This is a genomic window from Chroococcidiopsis sp. [FACHB-1243], assembly GCF_014696895.1.
Taxonomy (GTDB): domain Bacteria; phylum Cyanobacteriota; class Cyanobacteriia; order Cyanobacteriales; family Chroococcidiopsidaceae; genus Chroococcidiopsis.
Genome location: NZ_JACJQX010000032.1, coordinates 1 through 21,939, shown reverse-complemented (window position 1 = coordinate 21,939; position 21,939 = coordinate 1). Strand labels below are relative to the sequence as shown.

General features: G+C 45.7%; 19 protein-coding genes and 1 pseudogene. 11 read left to right on the top strand and 9 right to left on the bottom strand.

Annotation, left to right across the window (positions count from 1 at the left end):
* Positions 1–15: 15 nt before the first annotated feature.
* Genes H6G17_RS22225 through H6G17_RS22215 form a run of 3 tightly spaced genes read left to right on the top strand, consistent with a single transcriptional unit; the run spans position 16 to position 2,705 of the window.
* The gene (locus tag H6G17_RS22225; protein WP_192160798.1) at positions 16–1,068 is read left to right on the top strand and encodes a PstS family phosphate ABC transporter substrate-binding protein; all 1,053 of its coding nucleotides are present in this window, start codon (positions 16–18) and stop codon (positions 1,066–1,068) included.
* Between the two features lie 15 nt (positions 1,069–1,083).
* On the top strand, positions 1,084–1,725 hold the full coding sequence (locus H6G17_RS22220) for an HAD family phosphatase (protein WP_192160797.1): 642 nt from the start codon (positions 1,084–1,086) through the stop codon (positions 1,723–1,725).
* A 47-nt stretch (positions 1,726–1,772) separates the two neighbouring features.
* Positions 1,773–2,705: an alpha/beta fold hydrolase gene (locus tag H6G17_RS22215; RefSeq protein WP_192160796.1), complete on the top strand. Its 933-nt coding sequence runs from the start codon at positions 1,773–1,775 to the stop codon at positions 2,703–2,705.
* A gap of 92 nt (positions 2,706–2,797) precedes the next feature.
* On the opposite strand, the gene H6G17_RS22210 is transcribed toward H6G17_RS22215, so the two are convergent.
* The gene (locus tag H6G17_RS22210; RefSeq protein WP_199316921.1) at positions 2,798–4,147 is read right to left on the bottom strand and encodes an LCP family protein; all 1,350 of its coding nucleotides are present in this window, start codon (positions 4,145–4,147) and stop codon (positions 2,798–2,800) included.
* A gap of 349 nt (positions 4,148–4,496) precedes the next feature.
* Positions 4,497–4,972 (bottom strand): annotated as a pseudogene (locus tag H6G17_RS34765) (hypothetical protein).
* Between the two features lie 105 nt (positions 4,973–5,077).
* Between H6G17_RS34765 and H6G17_RS22200 the strand changes: the two are divergent.
* Together H6G17_RS22200 and H6G17_RS22195 are read left to right on the top strand one after the other, a co-directional pair.
* Complete coding sequence (locus H6G17_RS22200; protein WP_192160794.1) at positions 5,078–6,247, top strand: AI-2E family transporter; 1,170 nt, start codon at positions 5,078–5,080, stop codon at positions 6,245–6,247.
* Between the two features lie 65 nt (positions 6,248–6,312).
* Positions 6,313–6,915, top strand: coding sequence for an Npun_F5749 family FMN-dependent PPOX-type flavoprotein (locus H6G17_RS22195; RefSeq protein WP_192160849.1), 603 nt, complete (start codon positions 6,313–6,315; stop codon positions 6,913–6,915).
* Here the strand turns inward: H6G17_RS22195 and cysE are convergent.
* Positions 6,912–7,646: a serine O-acetyltransferase gene (cysE, locus tag H6G17_RS22190; protein ID WP_192160793.1), complete on the bottom strand. Its 735-nt coding sequence runs from the start codon at positions 7,644–7,646 to the stop codon at positions 6,912–6,914. The two genes, H6G17_RS22195 and cysE, sit on opposite strands and share 4 nt — an antisense overlap.
* A 360-nt stretch (positions 7,647–8,006) precedes the next feature.
* Entirely contained in the window at positions 8,007–10,625 is a 2,619-nt protein-coding gene (locus tag H6G17_RS22185) for a GGDEF domain-containing phosphodiesterase (protein WP_192160792.1), read from the bottom strand.
* Positions 10,626–11,092: 467 nt separating this feature from the next.
* On the opposite strand from H6G17_RS22185, the gene def reads away from it, so the two are divergent.
* The 3 genes from def (at position 11,093) to H6G17_RS22170 (ending at position 13,492) form a co-directional block, all read left to right on the top strand.
* Positions 11,093–11,656 carry a peptide deformylase gene (gene def / locus H6G17_RS22180; protein WP_039713862.1) on the top strand — a complete coding sequence of 188 codons (564 nt, stop codon included), beginning with the start codon at positions 11,093–11,095 and terminating at the stop codon, positions 11,654–11,656.
* An 11-nt stretch (positions 11,657–11,667) separates the two neighbouring features.
* Positions 11,668–11,868, top strand: a complete 201-nt coding sequence (locus H6G17_RS22175) for a hypothetical protein (RefSeq protein ID WP_015156427.1) — start codon at positions 11,668–11,670, stop codon at positions 11,866–11,868.
* 232 nt (positions 11,869–12,100) lie between these two features.
* Positions 12,101–13,492 carry a PrsW family glutamic-type intramembrane protease gene (locus H6G17_RS22170; RefSeq protein WP_192160791.1) on the top strand — a complete coding sequence of 464 codons (1,392 nt, stop codon included), beginning with the start codon at positions 12,101–12,103 and terminating at the stop codon, positions 13,490–13,492.
* A 50-nt stretch (positions 13,493–13,542) separates the two neighbouring features.
* Here the strand turns inward: H6G17_RS22170 and H6G17_RS22165 are convergent, their stop codons facing one another.
* From H6G17_RS22165 to H6G17_RS22155, 3 genes are all read right to left on the bottom strand, one after another.
* Entirely contained in the window at positions 13,543–14,187 is a 645-nt protein-coding gene (locus H6G17_RS22165; RefSeq protein WP_192160790.1) for a hypothetical protein, read from the bottom strand.
* Between the two features lie 439 nt (positions 14,188–14,626).
* Complete coding sequence (locus H6G17_RS22160; RefSeq protein ID WP_192160789.1) at positions 14,627–16,246, bottom strand: CHAT domain-containing protein; 1,620 nt, start codon at positions 16,244–16,246, stop codon at positions 14,627–14,629.
* Between the two features lie 182 nt (positions 16,247–16,428).
* On the bottom strand, positions 16,429–18,747 hold the full coding sequence (locus tag H6G17_RS22155) for a protein phosphatase 2C domain-containing protein (protein WP_192160788.1): 2,319 nt from the start codon (positions 18,745–18,747) through the stop codon (positions 16,429–16,431).
* Between the two features lie 524 nt (positions 18,748–19,271).
* Between H6G17_RS22155 and H6G17_RS22150 the strand changes: the two genes are divergently transcribed.
* Positions 19,272–19,544: a hypothetical protein gene (locus H6G17_RS22150; RefSeq protein ID WP_192160787.1), complete on the top strand. Its 273-nt coding sequence runs from the start codon at positions 19,272–19,274 to the stop codon at positions 19,542–19,544.
* Between the two features lie 136 nt (positions 19,545–19,680).
* Here the strand turns inward: H6G17_RS22150 and H6G17_RS22145 are convergent, their stop codons facing one another.
* Together H6G17_RS22145 and H6G17_RS22140 are read right to left on the bottom strand one after the other, a co-directional pair.
* The gene (locus H6G17_RS22145; protein WP_015156433.1) at positions 19,681–20,037 is read right to left on the bottom strand and encodes an NAD(P)H-quinone oxidoreductase subunit M; all 357 of its coding nucleotides are present in this window, start codon (positions 20,035–20,037) and stop codon (positions 19,681–19,683) included.
* 118 nt (positions 20,038–20,155) lie between these two features.
* On the bottom strand, positions 20,156–20,701 hold the full coding sequence (locus tag H6G17_RS22140; protein WP_192160786.1) for a 3-isopropylmalate dehydratase: 546 nt from the start codon (positions 20,699–20,701) through the stop codon (positions 20,156–20,158).
* Positions 20,702–20,728: 27 nt separating this feature from the next.
* Between H6G17_RS22140 and H6G17_RS22135 the strand changes: the two genes are divergently transcribed.
* Together H6G17_RS22135 and H6G17_RS22130 are read left to right on the top strand one after the other, a co-directional pair.
* A complete protein-coding gene (locus H6G17_RS22135; protein ID WP_192160785.1) occupies positions 20,729–20,893 on the top strand; it encodes a hypothetical protein in 165 nt (54 codons plus the stop codon).
* 629 nt (positions 20,894–21,522) lie between these two features.
* Entirely contained in the window at positions 21,523–21,801 is a 279-nt protein-coding gene (locus tag H6G17_RS22130; protein WP_039713858.1) for an Npun_R1517 family heterocyst differentiation transcriptional regulator, read from the top strand.
* Positions 21,802–21,939: the final 138 nt, after the last annotated feature.

Below are 21,939 nucleotides of genomic sequence, written 5' to 3'. Positions count from 1 at the left end.
TTAGGAAAAAAAATAATGTTACAGCAATCTAAACTGGCATCTGTAGGTGTCATAAGTTTAATGTTGGGACTAGTTGGTTGTACGAATAATCAAACATCTGATACGGCTGTGGATTTTCCCCAAGCTTTGAATGTGGTAGAAAGAACTACAACTACCAAGAAATTATCAGGTAGCGTGGTTGTAGATGGTTCGAGTACGGTATTTCCCATCTCTCAAGCAATGGCAGCAGCTTTTACAAAGAACAATCCAGATGTAAAAGTCAATGTAGGGGTATCGGGTACTGGTGGTGGTTTTAAAAAGTTCTGTGCTGGAGAAACAGATATTACTGGCGCTTCTCGCCCTATCAAGACTCAAGAAATGGAGTTGTGTCGGCAAAATAAGATTGAATATACAGAATTGCCGATCGCCTTTGATGGTTTAGCGGTCGTAGTTAGCTCCCAAAACAATTTTGTCAGTTGCCTTAAAACAGGAGAATTAAAACAAATGTGGGAACCTGCGGCTCAGGGTAAAACTACGAATTGGAATCAAGTTCGGGATAGTTTTCCAGACCGACCGTTACAGCTTTACGGTCCCGACGTTGCATCTGGAACTTTTGACTATTTTACCTTAGCAATCGTTGGAAAAGAAGGTAGAAGCCGTACCGACTATAAACCAAGTGCTAACGATGATGCTTTAGTACAAGGAGTTGCTACTAATCCTAATGCTCTTGGTTATTTTGGTTATGCCTACTACTTGAAAAATCGGGATAAGCTGAAATTAGTAGCGATTGATAGTGGTTCTGGCTGCATTCAACCTAGCCCCGAAACAATCGCAAATAGCAGTTATCAACCCCTCTCGCGTCCTATATTTATATATGTCAAAAAAGTAGCGGCAGCGCGTCCAGAAGTTAATGCTTTTACTAACTTCTATCTCAGTCCCGATAATGCCAATTTAGTCTTACAAGTGGGCGACGTGCCGCTACCTAATATCACCCTCAGAGCCGCAGCGAGCCGTTTTAATCGGGGAATGACGGGGACAAATTTTGGTGGTAGAGGTGCGATAATCGGTGTAGCCCAAGAGGGTTTGTAGGTCAGTCAACGCAGTATGCAAGATACGTGTCTCATACCAACGCCGCCCTATAGCGCCTTAATTTTTGACTGTGACGGCACTCTAGCGCATACTATCCCCACTCATATTCAAGCGTGGTTAGCAACGCTGCGTCCTCTGGGTGTCGATCTCAGCCAGGAATGGCTTTACGATCGCCGAGGTATGTCATCGCTGGAATTAATCGAAACCGTAAATCATACTTTTGGATATGCATTAGACGCTAATACTGTCAATCCCGCGCGGAAAAAATATTTCTTAGACCTACTACATCAAGTGGTAGAAATTGAAGCAGTAGCAGATGTTGCCCGCAGTCTTTATGGGAAAGTTCCCCTAGCAGTAGCTTCAGGCGGCGATATTCGCGTGGTAGAACCTACCCTAAAGGCGATCGGGTTATATTCTTTATTTGACGCGATCGTGACTGTTAACGATGTAGAACGGGGTAAGCCCGCACCCGATATTTTCTTACTAGCTGCCGATCGCATGGGCGTTACTCCTACAGATTGTATTGTTTATGAAGATAGCGATGCAGGTTTAGAAGCTGCCCACCGTGCGGGAATGCGGGCGATCGACGTGCGGGAACTGTGGCTGATAGCAGAAGCGGAGATAGGAGTTACAGATAGTCAAGAGGCAGGAATGTAAAGATTTGTCACAATAAAAACAGTATCCGTCACCAGCTATTCAAATTCATGACTGCCTCACCTCTAACTGCATCTAGCACATTTCAACCCGTAAAAACGTGGACTTGGCAGGGATTTTCGATTTGCTATCAACAACAAGGCGAGACTGGTATTCCTGTCATTCTGGTACATGGCTTTGGCGCTTCTTGGTGGCACTGGCGCAAAAATATTCCCGATCTGGCGCAGACTTGTAGGGTGTATGCTATCGATCTCATCGGTTTTGGTGGTTCTGCTAAACCAACTCCAGGGGAATTACAGCCAGGGAAACAAATCCCGTATTCGTTTGAAACTTGGGGACAACAAATTGCTGATTTTTGCCGCGAAGTCGTGGGAACGCCAGCAGTTTTCATTGGTAATTCTGTCGGTTGTATTGCAGCAATGCAAACAGCAGTATACGCCCCCGATCTAGTCGTAGGTGTGGCAATGCTCAATTGTTCCTTGCGTTTGCTTCACGATCGCAAGCGCAGCGGCTTACCTTGGCATCGACGCTTCGGCGCACCACTAATTCAGAAATTATTAGCAGTTAAACCAGTTGGTAAATTTTTCTTTCAACAACTTGCCAAACCGAAAACAGTTAAAAAAATCTTACTCCAAGCTTACGCTCATCCTGAAGCAGTCACAGATGAGTTAGTAGACCTTTTGATGGCTCCAGCAAAAGATGCTGGGGCTGTAGCAGTCTTTGTTGCTTTCACAGCCTATTCTCAAGGACCGCTACCAGAAGATTTGTTGCCCCAGCTATCTTGTCCGACAATTTTTTTGTGGGGAACAGCAGACCCTTGGGAACCAGTAGAGTTGGGGCAAGAACTAGCGAATTACCCCCAAGTACAGAAGTTCATTCCCTTAGAGGGAATCGGGCATTGTCCCCAAGACGAAGCACCAGAATTGGTGAACCCGATATTACAGGAGTGGATTGTGGAATTGGGGAGTCGGGAGAGTGGCTAGTGGCTGGTGACTAGTGGTTGGAGAATTTTAGATTTTGGATTTTTTCTCTGCTCCCTTGTCTTGCTTGTCCTCCTTGTCCCCCTTGTCCTATCCTACTCCCTACTCTCTGCTCCCTGCTCCCTACTTTGTTCCAGCCAATCCTTACCAACTTGGATGGTAATGTCAGAGCCAAGGTTGCCCGTGCTTTCAACGCGGACTTCGCCTACGTTTAAGAGGTCGCGGATTGTTGTCGCGCTCTCAGTATCGCCTTGCTGGGCGACAACGTGAGTTTTATCTAAAGGCTCAGACCACGATTTTGTCACGTACACGTTGCGATAGCCTGCACCAGCAAGAGATTTAACCAAAGAGCGGACAGCGCGATCGCTACCCGTGCTATTAGAAATTGCAATTCTCAATCGCGCCGGATCGAAGTCAACTGGCTCGGATTCAGAAAGAGGGGCATCGAAATGCTGCGTTGCCATTTTGGCAATGCGATCGCTGTCTGGCAACCAGTAGCTAGCTTTATACTCTCCTGCATTACTAAATCGTCCAGGCAACATCAACATTTGCATGTTAGAACGATTAGTTTGTACGCCAAAATTCGCCAGTGCTACCAATTCATCCATCGATAAGTTCGTATCGAGGTGCGATTGAATCACAGAGAGAATTTGCGGCATCCGAGTCAGTGTATTCGGCGACAAGGTTTGTTCCGTTAACGCCCGCATGACGAGTTGCTGGCGTTGAATGCGTCCGATATCACCGTTTTCGTCGTGACGATAGCGCAGTAGCTGGAGAGTCTTGTTGCCGTCAAGATGCTGCTTGCCAGCTTTGAGATTAATGTATAAATGCTGGCTATCATCTTGATATTTCATATCTTTGGGAACGTAAACAGTTACGCCACCCAAAGCATCGATCAGCTTTTCCACTCCTTGGACGTTGATCCGAATGTAGCGATCGATCGGCACTCCATCAAGTAATTCGCTAATAGATTTAGCACTACCTGCTGGACCACCAACGAGATTAGCTTCATTGATTTTCGCTATGCCTCGACCTTCTATCTTGGTGCGGGTATCTCTGGGAATAGAAAGGGCAGCGATTTTTTTGGTCGCAGGGTCAAATCGCAGCAAAAGGATAGTGTCTGTCAAGCCGTCGAAAGAGTTGACTAACGCATGATATCCTTGCTTTTTAATGTCGGCAGCAGGGGTATTAACGTCTGTGGTGAGAACTTTGACACCTAGAACTAAAATATTAACTGGTCGGGTCAGCTCCGAAAGTTTAAAACCAGCCCGCGTTAAGCGATCGCCATGAGTACCGAAAATTGCTTGCTCCTCTGGGCTAAGCTGACTTTGCATCAGCGGCTTGGTTGACATAGTATAGGCTAAGAGCGCCCCTGCTGTGGCTGACAACACAGCGACACCACTCATGATTACCCAGAACCACAGCCAACGCCCAGTCCTACTCATAGCACTACTGCGCCTAAAATTTTTGGAGTTACTTGTAGAATTGGATTTTGAGCCTGATATTCTTTGCACTGATACAACTTCCTCACACTTAACACTAGTCAGCAAAAATAGTTAATAAGTTTTTAACATGATAATGGACAAAGGCACAGCTATATGCTGCGCTTTCTCAATTGGCATATTCTCTGCACGGGTAACGCTGGCTACTGAAACAGTAAATTTCATGGCTTTACGATCGAATTAGAGAATATTGCCTGGAGTCTACTGCAAATCCTACAAAGTCGTCATCTGGCTTATTACGGAATTCCAGCCAGAGAGTCGTACTTTCTACCGCTGGCGTTGTCTTTGAACCTCAGCGTTCATCGAGCGTCCGATCTGCAAGTGCCGAAAATCCTGGTAGACGCGCTGACTTTCCAGCAGTCAATCGCAGCATTAACCACACACTGACTAAAAAATACCCAGATGTCAGTAAACTATTTAACATCAATAGGCGAAAATTTAAAAATTCTGAGGCTTCTGCTCCAGCACCCAACAGGAAATATGCCAGCAACCAGCTTAGTGCTAGAGTGATAGATAAACGGCTGACGGCGAGTTTTTCTTTGTGGTAATTGGTAATTGGTAATTGGTAATTGCTCCCCTGCTCCTCTGCCCCTCTGCTCCCTCTGCCCCTCTGCTTTCTTCCCCTGCTCCCTGCTCGTCCCTGCTCCCTGCTCTCTCATGACGATATAAAGTCCACAGTGAAGGAAAAAAGCCCACAACGGGGATGAGGTGAAAAAACAAATGCAGGCGATCGCGATTTAAATGCTCTGAGACTGTAAGCTTTTTCATATGATGTAATCGAATCCGAGCTTGGGGGGATGAGTTATGACAGCGGAGTTAGGGATAATAGGCTGCAAGGGACATTTGATTTAGTTCGCTCCCGCAACTGAGAAAATGCAGAAACGCATTATTATAGGTTGGTGGCAAGCAATGTCACCTTTGACGCGACTTCTGGCGATCGCGCTATTGGCTCCACTACTCGTACTCAATGCTTGGGCAATCTCCTCCATCGTTGATTACTTCCACTCGCTGATCGTTATTTTAGTCGGTGCTTCTTTACTAGCATTTTTGTTGAACTATCCGGTAGGCTGGATGGAGCAGCAAGGCGCAAGGCGAGAACAAGTTGCTATTTTAGTCTTTTTGTTGGCTTTATCGATTTTACTGGCGCTAGGTGTCACCCTCGTGCCTCTAGTGATTAGTCAGGCGCAGCAGCTCGTAACTCGTTTGCCAGAATGGATAGACTCAGGGCGCTATCAGTTGGTGTTGTTAAATGATTGGGCTGAGGCTCAGGGTTATCCAATTAATCTCGATGCCTTAGTAATACAAATCAACGATCGCGTTAAGGGACAATTACAAGCGATCGCCGTCCAAGCACTCAACCTAGCTGTAGTGACAGTGACAAGCCTGCTAGATTTTTTGCTGGGCATGGTTTTGACATTTTATTTGTTACAGCATGGGGACGAACTCTGGCAAAGCTTAATCGCTTGGCTACCAACACCCATTCGCCAGCCTTTTTCCCAAACTATCCGGTTGAGCTTTCAAAATTACTTCATCGGACAGTTAATTTTCGGTATTTGTATGGGTTCTGCCCTGACTGCCATTTTCTTATGGCTGAAAGTACCGTTTGGTTTGCTGTTTGGAATCACGATCGGGATTATGGCTTTAGTTCCCTTCGGCGGTACGGTGGGAATTATTTTGACTACTTTATTAGTAGCGCTGCAAGATTTCTGGCTAGGTACTAGAGTCTTGGTAGCATCTGTCATCATTCAGCAGATCTTAGATAACATCGTTGCTCCCCGTATTCTTGGTAGCGTCACTGGTTTAAATCCGGTATGGGTACTGATTTCCGTCTTAACAGGCGCTAGAGTTGGCGGTTTGCTAGGCGTAATCGTTGCCGTACCTACAGCAGTCGTGATCAAGACAGCCTTAAGTGCCGTGCGATCGCCCCAACTGACTGAAACGAGTTCTACCACTGCAACAGCCATGACAACAACTGAGAATCTTGCAGGGAGCAGGGACGAGCTGGGAGCTGGGAGCAGGGAACAAGTAGTGAGTAGTGAGTAGTGAGTAACGACCGTATAATTCCGAATTCCGAAGTCAAGCAGGCGGATGACGAGGTTTCCTCGTCATTGAAGCCGCGTCGAATTCCGAATTCTCTTGCTCCTTGGCGATCGCCCCTAGCACGGGCGCTGCACCTCAATCGTAGTTTGCCCTATGCCCGTTATCTTCAACTGGCGACTGTCCGGATTAATGGTCGTCCTGCTAATCGTACAGTGGTATTCCGGGGATTTTTGGAGAATAGCGATCGCCTCAAGTTTGTCAGCGATACTCGCAGTGAAAAATTTGCCCAAATTGAAGCTCAACCTTGGGCAGAGGCTTGCTGGTATTTCCCCAAAACCCGCGAACAATTTCGGATTACTGGGACGCTAAAGGCGATCGCCTCTGACTGTCCCGATCCAGAATTACAGCAAGCCTGTATAGTCAGCTGGCAAGAGTTAAGCGACTCTGCACGGCTGCAATTTGCTTGGGCGCATCCAGAGCTGAGAGCCGCTGATGATGCCTTCAAGCCTCCAGCACCGTCCGCAGAAGTGCCATTACCGCACTTTTGTTTGCTGCTTTTGGAACCAGTTCAGGTAGATCGCTTAGAATTGCGCGGCGACCCTCAAAACCGCACGATTTATACTTGGTTAGAGGGCGATCGCGCTTGGTCTACTCAAGCCGTCAATCCTTAAATCCCCGCACCATCTAAAAACTGCTGGATCGCTTTATCCCTCATCTGACAGCTAGCAGCAGCGGGAAGAGACATAACTACAGAATCTTGGTGTGCTTGCTGCTGTTGTACTTTTTCTAGCTGTTGTTCTAACGCTTCAATTCTGTCAACGAGAGCGCGAATGACCTCTGCTTCTGAGTCAGGTAAGCTACCGTGTTCTAACGGATCGACTCTAGCTCCAGAACGGTAGATAATTCGACCTGGTACGCCAACAACCGTGCAATTAGAAGGTACATCGCGTAAAACAACAGAACCCGCTCCAATTCTGACGTTACTGCCAAGTTCGATATTACCGAGGACTTTTGCCCCCGCACCCACCACGACATTATTTCCCACAGTCGGGTGACGCTTGCCGCTTTCTTTCCCCGTACCGCCCAGAGTCACGCCTTGGTAGAGCAGAACGTCATCACCGACGATCGCGGTTTCGCCAATCACTACCCCCATACCGTGGTCGATAAAAAAACCCTTGCCAATTGTCGCGCCAGGGTGAATCTCAATCCCAGTCAAAAATCGGGCGATCGCGGAAATAAACCTTGGAATGAAAGGAAGACGCAGTTTGTAGAGTTGATGCGCTACTCGATGGAAGACAATTGCCTGTAACCCAGGGTAACATAACAGTACTTCTAGCCAGTTACGGGCAGCAGGGTCGCGGTCAAAAATAATCTTGAAGTCAGCAGCTATGGTAGATAGCACGGGTCAATGCCTAGCCAGGACAAAATTTTTACTTCTTTTATCTTATCTCTCACCGTGCGATCGATAAAGTTTATTCGCGTTCTTTACAGTGTAGAAATCTCGACCTATTTTTTCCTAACTTCTCTACCTGGTTCCCAATCGTGCCTCCACTCCTATTGATTACCTTGCTACTGTTGACAGCATCGATGGTGACTAACATATTTGTCCTGACTCCTATAGAGTTAATCAGACATGCGAATATACCGAATTGGTTGATTTTGGGTGGGCTGTTCTTACTATTCCTTTGGTGTTTTGGGGAAGAGTGAGATGAAAGTTCTCTATATTATTTACCACGCATGAATGTCTGTGTTTCGCACGGCTTTATGGCTTGATAGTTTTCGAGCGCTTCCCCTGCACCGACTGAGCCATTGCGCGTAAATCTTGCTCCCAGTCTGGCTGAGTCATGAGTAAAGCTTCCGCCGCCTCGCTATCTGTAGGCTTCGAGAAGAAGTAACCTTGTCCGTACTCGGATTTGAGCGCTTGCAGTTGATACATTTGAGTCTTTGTTTCTACACCTTCGGCAACAACATTCATACCCAAATTCCAAGCCAAAGCAACTATAGTCCGAATAATTTCGATTTTCTCCGGTTCGCAATCGACGTTATTCACAAACGAGCGATCGATCTTCAAAGTATCGATTGGTAGCCGATGCAGATAGCTTAACGAAGAATAACCCGTACCGAAATCATCAATAGAAAATTGAATGCCCATCGCTCTGAGCTGACAAATAACGGCAGCAGCAGCTTCGGCATTTTCTACCAGCACGCTTTCTGTAATTTCCAACTTCAAACTCGTCGGAGCTAACCCAGTCTCCTGTAAAATCCGATCTACCTTCTCAATCAGATTTGACTGAGTAAACTGTTTGCCAGAAACGTTGACGCTGATAGTTAAAGGCGGCTCCGTAGGAAAGCGCTCTTGCCAATGCCGCGTTTGGTGGCAAGCTTGTTGTAAAACCCACCAGCCGATCGCGCAAATCAATCCCGTTTCTTCTGCTACCGGAATAAACTTGATGGGTGGAATCATACCACTTGTCGGATGTTGCCAGCGGACTAAAGCCTCAAAACCTGTAGTTTTGCCAGTTTTGAGCGAGACAATCGGCTGATAGAAGACTCGTAATTCTTGCCGTTCCAGTGCCTTGCGCAGATCGATTTCAATTTGCAATCTTGCCATAGCAAGATTGTGCATCGATGAGTCAAAAATCTCCATCCGCGTACCAAGAGTTTTGGCGCGATGCATTGCTGTATCGGCATCTCTGAGTAAATCTTCTGGATCTTCGTAGTCCAGCCTACTCAAGGCAATCCCGATGCTAGCGGAAGCAAACACCTCATGTTCCCCCAAGTAAAAAGGCAAAGCTATCCGTTGTTGAATGCGTTCGGCAATTTGGAGCGCCTCTTGCTCGTTTCCTATAGCTTCTAGCAGTAAAGTAAATTCGTCTCCCCCCAAGCGAGCGATTGTATCCCCAGGACGCACGCAGGTTTGTAACCGACTGGCGATCGCCTTTAACATCCGATCGCCGAAGCCATGACCTAAACTATCGTTAATGACCTTAAACCGATCTAAATCGAGAAATAGCACCGCAAACAAATAATCTTCTTGGTGTTTTTGTTTGTCAATTGCCCGTCGCAAGCGCTCCATTAGTAAAATTCGATTTGGTAGCCCTGTTTGTTCGTCGTGATAAGCTTGATATCGCAATTGCACTTCTGCTTGCTTGCGCTCGGTGATATCAGTTTGAGAGCCTGCTATGCGGTAGGGTTTACCTTCAGCATCGCGCCAAGCTAATCCTTGAAACAATAACCAGCGATCGCTACCATCTGCTAATGTAATACGATACTCGCTCTCAAACTGAGGCGTTCGTTCTGCCAAATGTTCGCCCAGCGCTGTTTGTACGGTATTAAGATCGGCGGGGTGGATGCGTTGAAAAAACTCTGCGGCACTCGTTTGGGAGTTTTCCGCTGCTAAATCCATCAACAGTTGCGATCGCTTAGATAAATAGATGCGATCGGTGTTTAAATTCCAGTCCCATAGACCATCTCGCGCCGCTTGCGCTGCCAGAGCATATCTTTGTTCGTCCTGCAACGATCTTTGGGTAGCTCGCCGTTCTTCTTCAATCCCAATAGCTGCGGCAATAATATCGATGATTTTGCGATCGATCTCGCTGGGCATGTATTCGATCGTGTACCAGGCAGACAAACAACCAACAACTTGTTGCTGGCATTTGACGACTTTACCAATATATGTTTTGATGTTATGCGCCTGAATACTAGGCTCAGATTGAGCGTATTTTGTTGTGAGTAGGTCTGATAATACCCAAATTTCATCGCTATTTTGTTGAATGAGATCGTGACAAATTCGTCCCTCGGTTCGATTTACTCGCTCAAATTCGGATGGCGTTTGCCACTGTCCTACTGCACGAAGCCGCCCATTATCTAGAAAACTATATAATGTGCAACTTGCTCCCAATAATTCCCCTAACAATGAGGTTAATTGGTTAATATTTTCGCTTGGATCGGTACAAAAACTTAATAAACATCGATTGATTTTCGTTAATTTTGCTTCTATCTCCTTTTCCTTATTTATAACAATCTCAGCTTGACGAGCGCTATCATCTCGCTCGCTCTGTTCTACTGTTTGCGATCGCTCTAACGATTTCAAACTCGAACGATAAATGAGCCTAACCGAGACAATTGCAGCCGCGATACTAGCAATAGTGGAAACTGCAATCTGGCGATCGGCTACTGCAATTGCTGCTACAAGACTTTGAGCATGTTTAGCTAGCTGCTGCTCCATAGAACTGCTATGCGCCTCTACAGCAATGTGGCGATCGCCGCTTGAAACCAAAGATTGAGTTTTTGAATTTATGGCGATCGCAATGCATCCAATCAATCCTCCCCAGATAAACGTATAAATAAAGACGGAATATAATCTTTGACGAATATTCATTAACTACCTTACAAAAATTTTTCAATCCTAAAATGGCTTTAAAATAAATCAGGCGATGAGGTATTTTCAATATTGACAATTACATATCCAAAAAATATCAGAAAAATACTAAAAAACTACTTTTAATCGTGACAAAAAAAATGTTTATCCTCAAGGGAAATCATAATGACTTTTGTAGAGCGATCGCGACAATGGTAGTCTAGTATTACCAAATTCTACCTAAGTAAATTCAACGAATTTTTCAGTAAAAACATAGATGCAAAGGGAAAAATTACCGATTTTTACATAGTGTAGTGCGTGAAAATAAGTCGCAAGTAATTCCCCCTGCTCCTAGCTCGTCCCAGCTCCCAGCTCCCTATTCACCGACAACTGACAACCAGTCACCAGTCCCTTTTCTGACTTCTACTTGGTAAAATTGAAATAATGTCACAATTTGCAAATTAGCCGACCGTAGCGAGTAGATTCACATGGCTTCTGAAATCGCAGTTGAAAAGAAAAAGTTAAAAAACCCTCCCTTAGATATCCGCTATTTAGGCGATCGCGCTCTGCGTCAACCTGCAAAACGCATCAGCAAAGTCGATGTAGAAGTTCGCCAGTTGGCGCGAGAAATGCTACAGAGTATGTATAGCGCTGACGGCATCGGTTTGGCTGCGCCACAAGTAGCTGTATCCAAGCAAATCATCGTCATTGACTGCGAACCAGACAATGCCGCTAACCCACCCTTGATCTTGATCAATCCTACGATCAAACGTACCAGCAGCGATATCTGCGTGGCAGAAGAAGGTTGCTTGAGTATCCCAGGCATTTATTTGAACGTGACGCGCCCCCAAGCCGTAGAAATTGCTTATAAGGATGAATACGGGCATCCGCGATCGCTGCAAGCTACAGACTTACTGGCTCGCTGTATTCAACACGAAATCGACCACCTCAACGGAATTGTTTTCGTCGATCGCGTCGAAAACAGGCTAGCTTTAACCCAAGAACTGGCAAAGCATGGCTTCTCCATGAGTGCAGTCAAACCTGTTGCTTGAGGAGATTTACCATGAATGCAATGACACCCAAAAGCGGCTTATTTCTTGGCGGCTGTTGTATTACGGCGATCGCAGCAGTTGGTTCCGTGTTCGAGCTAGCTTCCGGTCAACCCGATTTAGGTAACTTGAATACAGCGGTAATTCTTGCTGTAAGTATTCCAGCCACAGTCCTCTTGTTTATTGCTGCCGTGCGGAATGCAAACAGCGAGTGAATTCAGAGGAGATAGAAGAAGACAGGAAGTACTGGCATTCGTTTGGAAGATTCAATCGGTACAAGTCCTTAAATTTGTCTAGTAATTGCAGGACTAAAGTATAGAATGATTGTCTTGAGAACAAGAGCAAGACTGCAAACAGCCTCGATTCCAAATATATGAATGTCTAGTTGTCAGATTCTCTCCCGTCTCTTGCCTCCTGTCTCTCATCTCCTCTCATTACCGATACTATATGACCGAACAACATCTTGCTGAAGGATGGTTGCGGCTATTACCGAATGCAGGAGAAGCTGGACTGACACGCAGTTACAGCCTTTCACCCGAGCGAGAAATGGCACTCGGGCGCGATCCTGCCTGCGATATCGTACTGGAATCGGAGCAGTATGGTATGGTTTCTCGCCATCATGCCACTTTCTACCCCCTACCTCAAAATCGGTGGCAGGTGTGTGACATGAACAGTAGTAACGGTACTTTTATCAACGGACAGCGCTTGCAAGGCTGTCGGGAACTCGTTCCAGGCGATCGCATCACGTTGGGCGAAGGTCGCGAAGCGTTTGCGAAGCATGGTCGAAGAGCATACCGCCTTCGGCATCGCGGCGCAGAATTCATTTTTGAATCTCATTCTCCTCACCCATCCAGTCTCATCCCGCCACCTGTATCGCATCTGACTGAAGCGGAAGTCAATTTTTCCCACTTATTTCCGATTATCTCTACGGCTAAAGACTTAACCCGCAAGGCTTATTTAATTCCAGGTATTTTCACAGTTATATTTGTCGTATTAATGTTTGCTACTGTCGGTCAACCAAAAGCGATTCGCTTCAATCAACTCTTGGTTGCCACCTACTTGAGTAGCGCTGCCTATTATTTTATCTATCGGCTTTGTGGAAAAATTAAACCTTGGTGGCTCCCAATTCTTGCTGCCACGGCTACAGCACTCATTCTATTTAGCCCTATCTTACCGCTATTTATCTTTATCTTCCGTCGCATCTTACCAGGAAATTTACCTAACTCTCTTATAGCGCTTAGCTTTCCCGAATTATTCTTGCGGATGTTCGTCGGAGCTGGCTTAATGGAAGAGTTTCTGAAAGCTTTACCCGTCCTGGGGGCATATGCTTTAGGGCGACGACTTGCTTCTCCTTGGCGTGAATGGATTGGGGTCTGGGAACCTTTAGACGGCATTCTACTAGGAACTGCCTCAGCTGTAGGCTTTACCTTGGTCGAAACGTTGTGGCAATACGTGCCAGAAATTGCTCAAAACGTGGCGATGTCAGCCGGACAAGCTGCTGGTCAAATTGTGGGATTGCAATTACTGATTCCGCGTATCATTGGTGCAGTTGCTGGACATATGGCAGATAGCGGATATTTTGGTTATTTCATTGGTTTAAGCGTACTCAAACCGCGTCAACGTTGGCAGATCTTGACTGTGGGATATGTCAGTGCAGCCGCACTTCATGCTTTATGGAACTCTACCGCTGCTTTTAGCGGCTTGCTCCTAGTCGTGGTAGGTATTCTATCGTATGCGTTTTTAACAGCAGCGATTCTCAAAGCTAGAATGCTCTCACCAACGCGATCGCAAAACTTTGCCACTCGCTTTTTGGAAAAGACACCTAGAAGACCAGATTAAGAAAATTTTGAATTTTAGATTGAGTTAATTGCTCTCTAAGATCTCGCCCCTCACTCCTCGCCCCGCTCAGCTTGCAATTGAGATATAGCGTAGCGAGCGATCGCCAAACTGATTTGAGCGCGTTCGATATCAGAGCGCACTTCCCAGTCTTGACCGTAACGATTTAGCGTGGATTCGATCGCGGTAGTCGATGGCTCAATGCTACTGCGCATACTGTAGGCATATGGGCGAGCGAGAATTAACAGATCGTCTTCCGAACAATTCGGTAATAATTCTTGTACGCACTGTACCAATTGTTGCGCCATAGATTTTTGTGTCGCTAACATGTCAGTTGCTTTATGAGCGATCGCCTGTAACCAAGCTGTCGGCATGTAAGCTGCAAATCGCTGTTGCAAAGTTATCTGAAGAGACTGCTCGTCTGTGGCGCTAGCAGACACAGTTGTTGGCTTAGTATTCTCCCATAACTGTTCCACGCTAGCGAGGAAACCTGGCGCATGGGCAGAGAGTTCCTCTTCCCACCAGTCCTCTTGCTGTAATTGCTGTTCTTGTTCGAGAAAGAATGCTTCTGCTGCTTCTTCAGCAGGGTTCCAGGGATAAGTTGCTGCTTCAGAGGCAAGTAGTGTTTCTAATAACTCTAATTCAGTCAACAACCGATGCCGTTCGTTAATTTCAGAAGACTTGAATTCGTTTGTCATTGTACAATTCATCATGGGTGTCTGCAAAAACGCTGTATGAGTAGCTACACCACCTGAACAGCCATTTCCGCAACTACATAAATTATGCAAATAAGATTGGGGATCGCAGTATCTCTGCTACAATTTTGCAGTATTTAATTGCAGTTTTTGCATAAAGCATCTTGCTTTTTCCCTCTCTTTACTGCATGAAGTGCGGATTAATTCCAGCTTGAGACGACAGAGGGTATTCTCATAAATCGGCGAGCGGGCAACCCGTTGCTACGTAGAGCTGCGTCACTTGAAGAAATTCAACAATTAGCTGGTACATTTACTTTTCTCCATAAAAAATTTACTTTGGTCTTAGTTATATGGCAGCAGTTCTCAAGACAGAGCTTTACGCAAAAATATATCAATTTTTTCTTCTTTCTGCCCTCTGCCTTCTGTCTTCCTTCGCTCAGCTTCAATCTTCAACAATAAATTCGTAGGTTTGACCCTTATGGCTGCCGAATTTTAACTTCATTCCCGATTTTAGCGGGACTTCCTCACGATATACATTGTGCCAGCGATCGCTACTGGGTAGATTTGACAGCAAAGTCCCGAAACGAGAATTATCTCGTAAGAAAAAAGTCGTATCGCCGCGATCTTGACGGCAATAGATTTCTGCGTGTCTTTGGCTGACCCAGCCTTCTTGAACTACAATATCATTCTCTGCCAGACGACCTACCCTTACTAATCTCGTACCTAAATGCCAGACTTGCTCTGGAGCAGAAGTAGAACGCAGTTGCGCCCGTACTGGTGGGTATACTGTACCCGCGACCGTATCTTCTGGTAGCTGAGTAATTTCATCGCGAGCGGGTGCGCCAAGCAACTCCCCATCAAACTCTGGATGCATGTAGAGGATGGGTAGCGTCCAAGCATGAGAAATATATTTATAAACAGCTAGTAGTTGCTGTCTGGCGATCGCCGCCGCACGATCGATCGGCGAACCTGCTGCTAACGCCTGGGTAAAAACTTGAATAAAACTTAAAGCTTCTTCATCGGCAATTTCATCTCGCATTCCCAGTACTGCTGGTACGCCGTGATGAATCAAGACTTCTGCTAAACTGCTACGCGGTAAAGGTTGTCCGTTATCAAACGCGGGTTGCGCTCCCCAACAGGCATTAATCGCGCACAGTTTGACTTGAGAACGTGCTAGTACATGGGCTAACTCCGTACCGTCAATCGCCACCCCAGGACGTAAAAATAACAATCCTCCATTTGGAGCGCTCAAACCATGACCGGAATAAAAGAAAATATTGTAAGCCTGAGTTTCTAACTGCGAAATTAATTCTTTAGGAGTAGGTTGTAACAATGTGTCTACCCGACAGGGAACCGTTGCCAAATTTCTCCTTTCAATTGGCTTGAGTTGTTGGAAGCTTCTCAGAGTTTGTTCGAGAATTTTTGCTTCTGTTTCCAACTGCAAGCTTCCGGCTTCGGTGTCTTGTCCCAAAACCAGCAAAACATTTAAACCCTGACTGGGTGGTAGCGAAATCAGGGAACCAACATCGTTAGTCGTGCGACTGAAAAAGACTTGTGGCGCTTGCAGTGGCGAAGGTAGGGAGATAGCTGGTTTTCCAGCCTGAGGCTGCATAATTTCCCAAGGCAAGGCGATGAGATCCGGCTCTCGAATATCTATTCTTAGCCGTAATGGTTTTCCTTGTCCGATCGCAATCCCTTGGCTCTTCTCCAGACTCATTTGTACTTGTCCCTGAAAAATCCACTGCCAAAGGTTGATGCATAAATGTTGCATCAGACGACCCCCTTGTCCGTTGGTTTTTCCGCCAGGATAGGCAACGATTTCTGGGACTAAATCCAAGGTCTGAGAAATTATCTCTGGAGAAATTGGTGGTGATGAGCGAGGCGCAAACATTGCCTGCCAAGCTTGCCAAGCCTGCATCAATCTAGGGGACAAAACACAATCATGTTTCACATATCCACCAGGGTAAGGGGCTTGCACTACCCAAACGGCAAAGTTATCTTTACCAGCATTGGCAAGACGTTCGATTGCTAAACTCAAGCAGGGAATGTCAGACTGGGACATCAATAACCACGATCGCTATCAAATACTCGCAAATATGCAACTGTCTTAGTTTAATAGTTTATTTAACTGGGAGCTAGAGGCTGAGGTGATAAGGGTGTGGGGCAAGTCACAAGTCACAAGTCACACCTTTTCTTCACCGATCGCTTTGTATAGACGTTATATGTAACGTCTCCTCTACTCTCTTACCGATTGCCTTGTCCTCCTGACTCCTGATTTCCACCGTCTGTCTGTGTTGGCAATGCCTGAGATGTAGAACAAGGATTGTTCCCTCCTGAAAATTCCTTAAATCGTCGATCGAGTTCGGTATTTGCAATCCAAGCATGGTCTCCTGGTTTTAATATCCGGCGATCGCCAGTTGAAGATGTAGAAGTACGGGAAAATTCAGGGTTTGAGCAGACTTGCAGCTGCGTCCAAGTCTCTCGCTGCTGGGAGGGCAGTTTTGATTCGTTTAGAACTTTGACGATACTGCCCTGGGGCAAAGTAAAATCGGGTGCATTCAGTTGGGGTGGCTCGGGAGAAGAGCTGGTCGCTCCTGCTTGGCGCTGGAGGGGGGTTTCCTGCTGAGCCTCATATACTCTTTCAGGCGATCGCGCAACATTTGTAGTATCGTTACTGTCACTATTTGCTGCTGGGTTTCGCTCTCGCCAGTTGTGATTGTAAGCTAGCCAAAGTCCTGCTGCCGCACTTAAGAGCAAACCGATTCCCAACACTATTGGGAGCAACCACGATCGCGATTGTTGCGGTGGTGGGAATGGTGAGAGTAACTGCGTATTGGCGATCGGGACGTAGTTCTCGATCGCATCTTCCGTTGGTGGTTCTGAGAGAGTTACGGCAACTGAAGATGAGCTGACCGCACCATTACTCGTTTTGTCTAACGACTGACTGTAACCAAGCGGAGTTTCTGGTTCCTGCACCTTTACCTGACAATGTACTAAAGCAACGGTAATATTATCGTGTCCGTTAAGGTTGTTACCAAGTTCTACAAGCTGCTTAGTTGCTGTAGCAACATCCATATTCCCATCTAAAATTGGCAAGATTTCTGTTTGCCAGCACCGATCGACTAAATCGTAATCGCTCAAGCCATCAGAACACAAGAGGAATACGCAGTCTTCATCCAACACAAACCGCTGTACCGTGGGATGTACCGATGCACTCATGCCGATCGCTTGGACGAGAGAACCAGCCGAGGGTTGTTGTAGTGCTTCTCGATAGACAGCATAACCCAACCGTACTTCACGGGCAGCTACGTCATCGTCTAGGGTTATTTGATGGCAACCCGTGCGCGTCACCCAGTAGGCGCGGCTATCACCAACGTGAGCAATATATATTTCATGTTGATGTCCTACTGCCATCACCAAGGTTGTCCCCATTCGCTGTCTTCCTTGACGATGCTCTTTGTCGTTACGGCTACTGATACATTCGTTTGTCTTGCGCGTAAACTGTTCTAGAGTATGAGTGAGGGTATTCGGGTCTAAACTTGCTTCATCTAGCGGCAGCTGTTGTACCTGGTGCTGTAGCGTTTCGATCGCTAGGCTGGAAGCAACGTTACCTCCTTCGTGTCCGCCAATCCCATCACAGACAATTGCGATCGCTTTTGCTTCTGGTGGTTTAGCAAGTGTGGTGCCGCTGACTGGATAGCAGGCATCTTCATTTCGCTGACGGCTAGGACCAGTATCGGTGCAAGTACTAATCTTGAAACTCCGACTGGGGGCAATGTCTCTATTCGTAATGTTTTGCCCTAATTCCAACAATCCTCGATCCAGACACGCTAGCAATTGCTCCGAGTTGACGATTTCTCCTTGTTGCAACTCTTGGCTTAATTGTTCTATAAATCCAGTCACGCTTGGTCGAGCCTCTTTAGCAAGCTGCGACCAAGATTGACCGAGTTGCGCTAGTGTGGGACGTTCGGCATCATCCAATTGCAATTGCAACAGCCTTAATAACGATCCTTCTACTCGTAAAAACTGAGGGACGAGCAAGCTAGAGGCTACGCCTTCGCTATATAGGGGTTGCCACAGTTGAGCGATTTGCCATAACCAATTGAGCTGGCGTAAGCTAGAAACGGACTGCCAAACAGCAGTCATCTGAGGCATTAGCTGTCCTGCTGTTAACACACCATCGGGATAAATCGGTGCTTGTTCCAACAGCAAAATTTCTTTTTCAGGTGTTTCGCGATCGAGCGATATTAATCCGTATACCTGCGGAACTTGGAGACGATACGCGACCAGTCTCAAATAAGGTCTAATTTCATTAGAAATATCTAAATAAGGAGAGTCTAGCAGTAAATCAGGTTGAGTATCTAAAACAATTCGCTCGGCTTTGAGGTAAAAGCGCTCCGCGATCGATGTTCCGATCTCGTGGAGTTCTGTGCCTTGCCCGACAACCCACAAGTAACGTTTAATTAAGGATGTACCGCAGCGCTGACAAAACTTGTCGCCTTCAGAGTTGGCAGCCTTACACAGATCGTTTGGACATTGGATCGTTACCTCATTATTTTGCATAGCTGGCGCACCGATTAGCCATATTAAACCAATTTAAAACAGCAGACGTAAGAGACGATTAAACTGCTCATTCATGTTTATATCTCTATATTTAGCTTCCCGCACGGCAATTGCGCTTCTGTTCTTATATTTTTGCAAGATCTGGATGCAGTTGTTACCTCACTTCCACCCAGATGATTTGAGCATTAACTTTAACAAGCTTTGACTATCGATTGCAAACATGAATTTTGAATAAATTGTGATTTAATCGCTTGGCGCAAGCAGCTAAATCTGCTACAGTCCTACCCACTATTGTAGTCTCTCGCATTCAGCCGAGTCTGATTCGCGATCTATCTACTACTTTAGCGATTTCAATCCGATTGTTTAGCTTCGTATGCCCTGTGTTTAGAGCCGAGGCGAGCAATTTGCAGACCTAGCGTTTTGTAGGTAAGTATTTCCTACTTACGAAGGAGGCGATCGCGAACCAATATTCTTAAATTTTAAATAGTGAATTGGTCATTCGTTTTTAAGAGATTACAACAATTATGGATAACAACCAAGAAAAAGAAACGCATCGTGCAGTTAATCCTGGTGATGTTATCGCTGATGACAAGCAATCAGTTGAAGAGAAAAAGCAACAACTTGCTGTAGATTCCCCAGATATCACTGGCGACCATATTCAAGTTCCTACCTATTTTGCTGTAGAAGAACCAGATGGCGAAGAAAAAGCTTTACACCATGTCAAAGACGCAGAAGAAATTTCTGATGTCATTCGCCAGTCAAGAGTTGACGAAAACGGCGAACGCACTTGGCGGTAACTCCCGTACTCGCTGTATTTCGCTTTAGAATGAAGGTCTTTGTGAGATGAAAAGCAGTCGCACTTGAGCGCGAAATAGTTATTTAAAAAAGGGGCGCATTGTGATGCGTCCTTTTAATTATCTATTCCTTACTCCTCTATCGATTATCTTCCACAGCAACTTGTGGTAGTCCCATACTGTAGTTGATCGCCCGACTATTCAAGTTGTAACTAATCCGACCGCTTTGTAGCAGCGATCGAATCAAGTGTTCCAAATCCGAGCCAATGCGGCGTAGATTGTAATCGGTCAAATCCGCGCCACTGTGAGACTCCACCAGTTCGTCAAATTTGCCGTATACCGTTTGTAATGCATCTTCATTCCAAGTTAATTCATTATCGGGGTCAACATCTAGCGTCAACACCTGATTGCTAGGAACGAGTTCGCCATCTTCATTAACTTCCGCAGAGAAAATCCGAACGTGGCGGGTTGTGGACTTAAGTAGCTGCTCTTCCATAAGTAGGGATTCTAACTTGACTTTATGGTATTGAGTTTATTCTATAGGAGTTGGTTGACAGTTGTTGGTCACAAGTCACAAGTCACAAGTCGCAAGGTCGCTGATAACCAATCGCTGACTACCGAGCAGCAATCATTCCAGTCTGACGAGCATAAGCAAAAATACCACCAGCATCAATTACAGGTTTAATCTCTCCTAGAGACTTTAGAGAATAGATGTGGTCTAGCGTATGATTGATGATTTGGTTTTTGTCAAAGTCAACCGTGACTTCTTGTCCAGTCACGAAGCGATCGCACAGTCGCTCGCCAGACTCCCAAGGATATAATTCGCCTGTAGAAACACAATTACGGAAGAATATTCGCGCGTAAGATTGAGCGATGACTGCTTTCACTCCAGCAGCGCCAAGAGCGATTGGTGCATGTTCGCGAGACGACCCGCACCCAAAGTTTTCTCCAGCGATAATAATTGGATAGCGTGTTTTCATTTCATCGGCAGCAATAAACTTGCCGTAGCGATCTGGTAAGCCAATCATGGCGTAACTACCAAGCTTCTCATACTCATCCGGCTTGGAAGGAACTAGCGTTAAATATTCTGCGGGAATGATCTGATCGGTATCGATATTATCATCAACTACAAAAATTAAACCGCGAACGCAAGTACTCATTAACAGCAGTCTCCAAAGGCTTATACCATGATATTTTACTTATCCTATCGCTGGAAGAGACGAGAGAAAGCCGATCGAGAGTACGGAGAATTTACCATGACTCACGACTCGCTTCGCCGGAAGACAAATTTTTCACAAGTTATCCTGCCCTATGCTACTGAGACAAACTTCAACTACCGAAACGAGCTATAGTACTTATTTATACTAAACTAACTGAGTGACAGAGAAAGTCCAGAATTGACATGGAATGGTTTCAGGTAAAGACTTTTTCCAGGAAACGCCAGCAATATTACTAATACTACTGTATCTAACTTTGTAAAAATTAAAACTAAATTTTATCCGTAGCGAAGGCAAAATACAAAAAACTATTGAAAGCCTTACAAATTCCTTACACAAACTTTACTGTAATTAATCTTAAAGGTTGAATAATAGTAGTTGTCTCTTAAATCGACTCCTAAATTTTCATCATATAACCTGGGCTGGCACGCGCCGTTTACTGTATCTATGAACGTATAACGAGATCGGTAAATGCAAATACGACATTCTTTACAAAACTACTATCTGCTACTAGCTGGAGCGCGATACAAGCACTTTTTGCCTAGCAGGAGGTTTGGTAAAAAATACCACAGGAGGGAGACAAGAGCCAAGCACCGAGCATCAGTGGATGGGGAAAGCTACTAGCAATAACTGCTTGGAGATGCTTTCATCAGCATCAGCTAGAGTCTCAACTAAATGTTTGGTAAAGCTAGCGATGCTGAGAGCGATGTATTTCAGACAACTCTGCTAGCAACTGCACACCCAATTAGAATTTGTTTAAAGCAATGAATCCTGACGCAGCATCACATCCAAATCGACAGCTAGAAGTTGGTGTTTTCGAGTGTGAAATTCATTTGAAATTTCGACTGATTGAAGAAAATTGTGTTTTGAACGATCGCGAAAAATTATTAGAACTTTTGATTGACGCATTTACAGCGGGTGCAGATGAATATTTAGAGCCTTTGCACTCCTGCGTGAAAACCAAAGAGATTTCTGAGCTAGAAGCCTCTCCCCACATGCGTCGTCAACTGATGCGACTGCGCAATTCTTCTAACCTCACATAGGCTCGATCTGCTAGAGAGATTGAGTGGAGCGAATACTGGTAGTGATACGGAAGTAGTGGTGAGGTATAACCCCTGCCCCGTCAGCATCCTGTATAATATTAGCTAATGCAAATAATCCTCACATAATCGCCCAGTAAT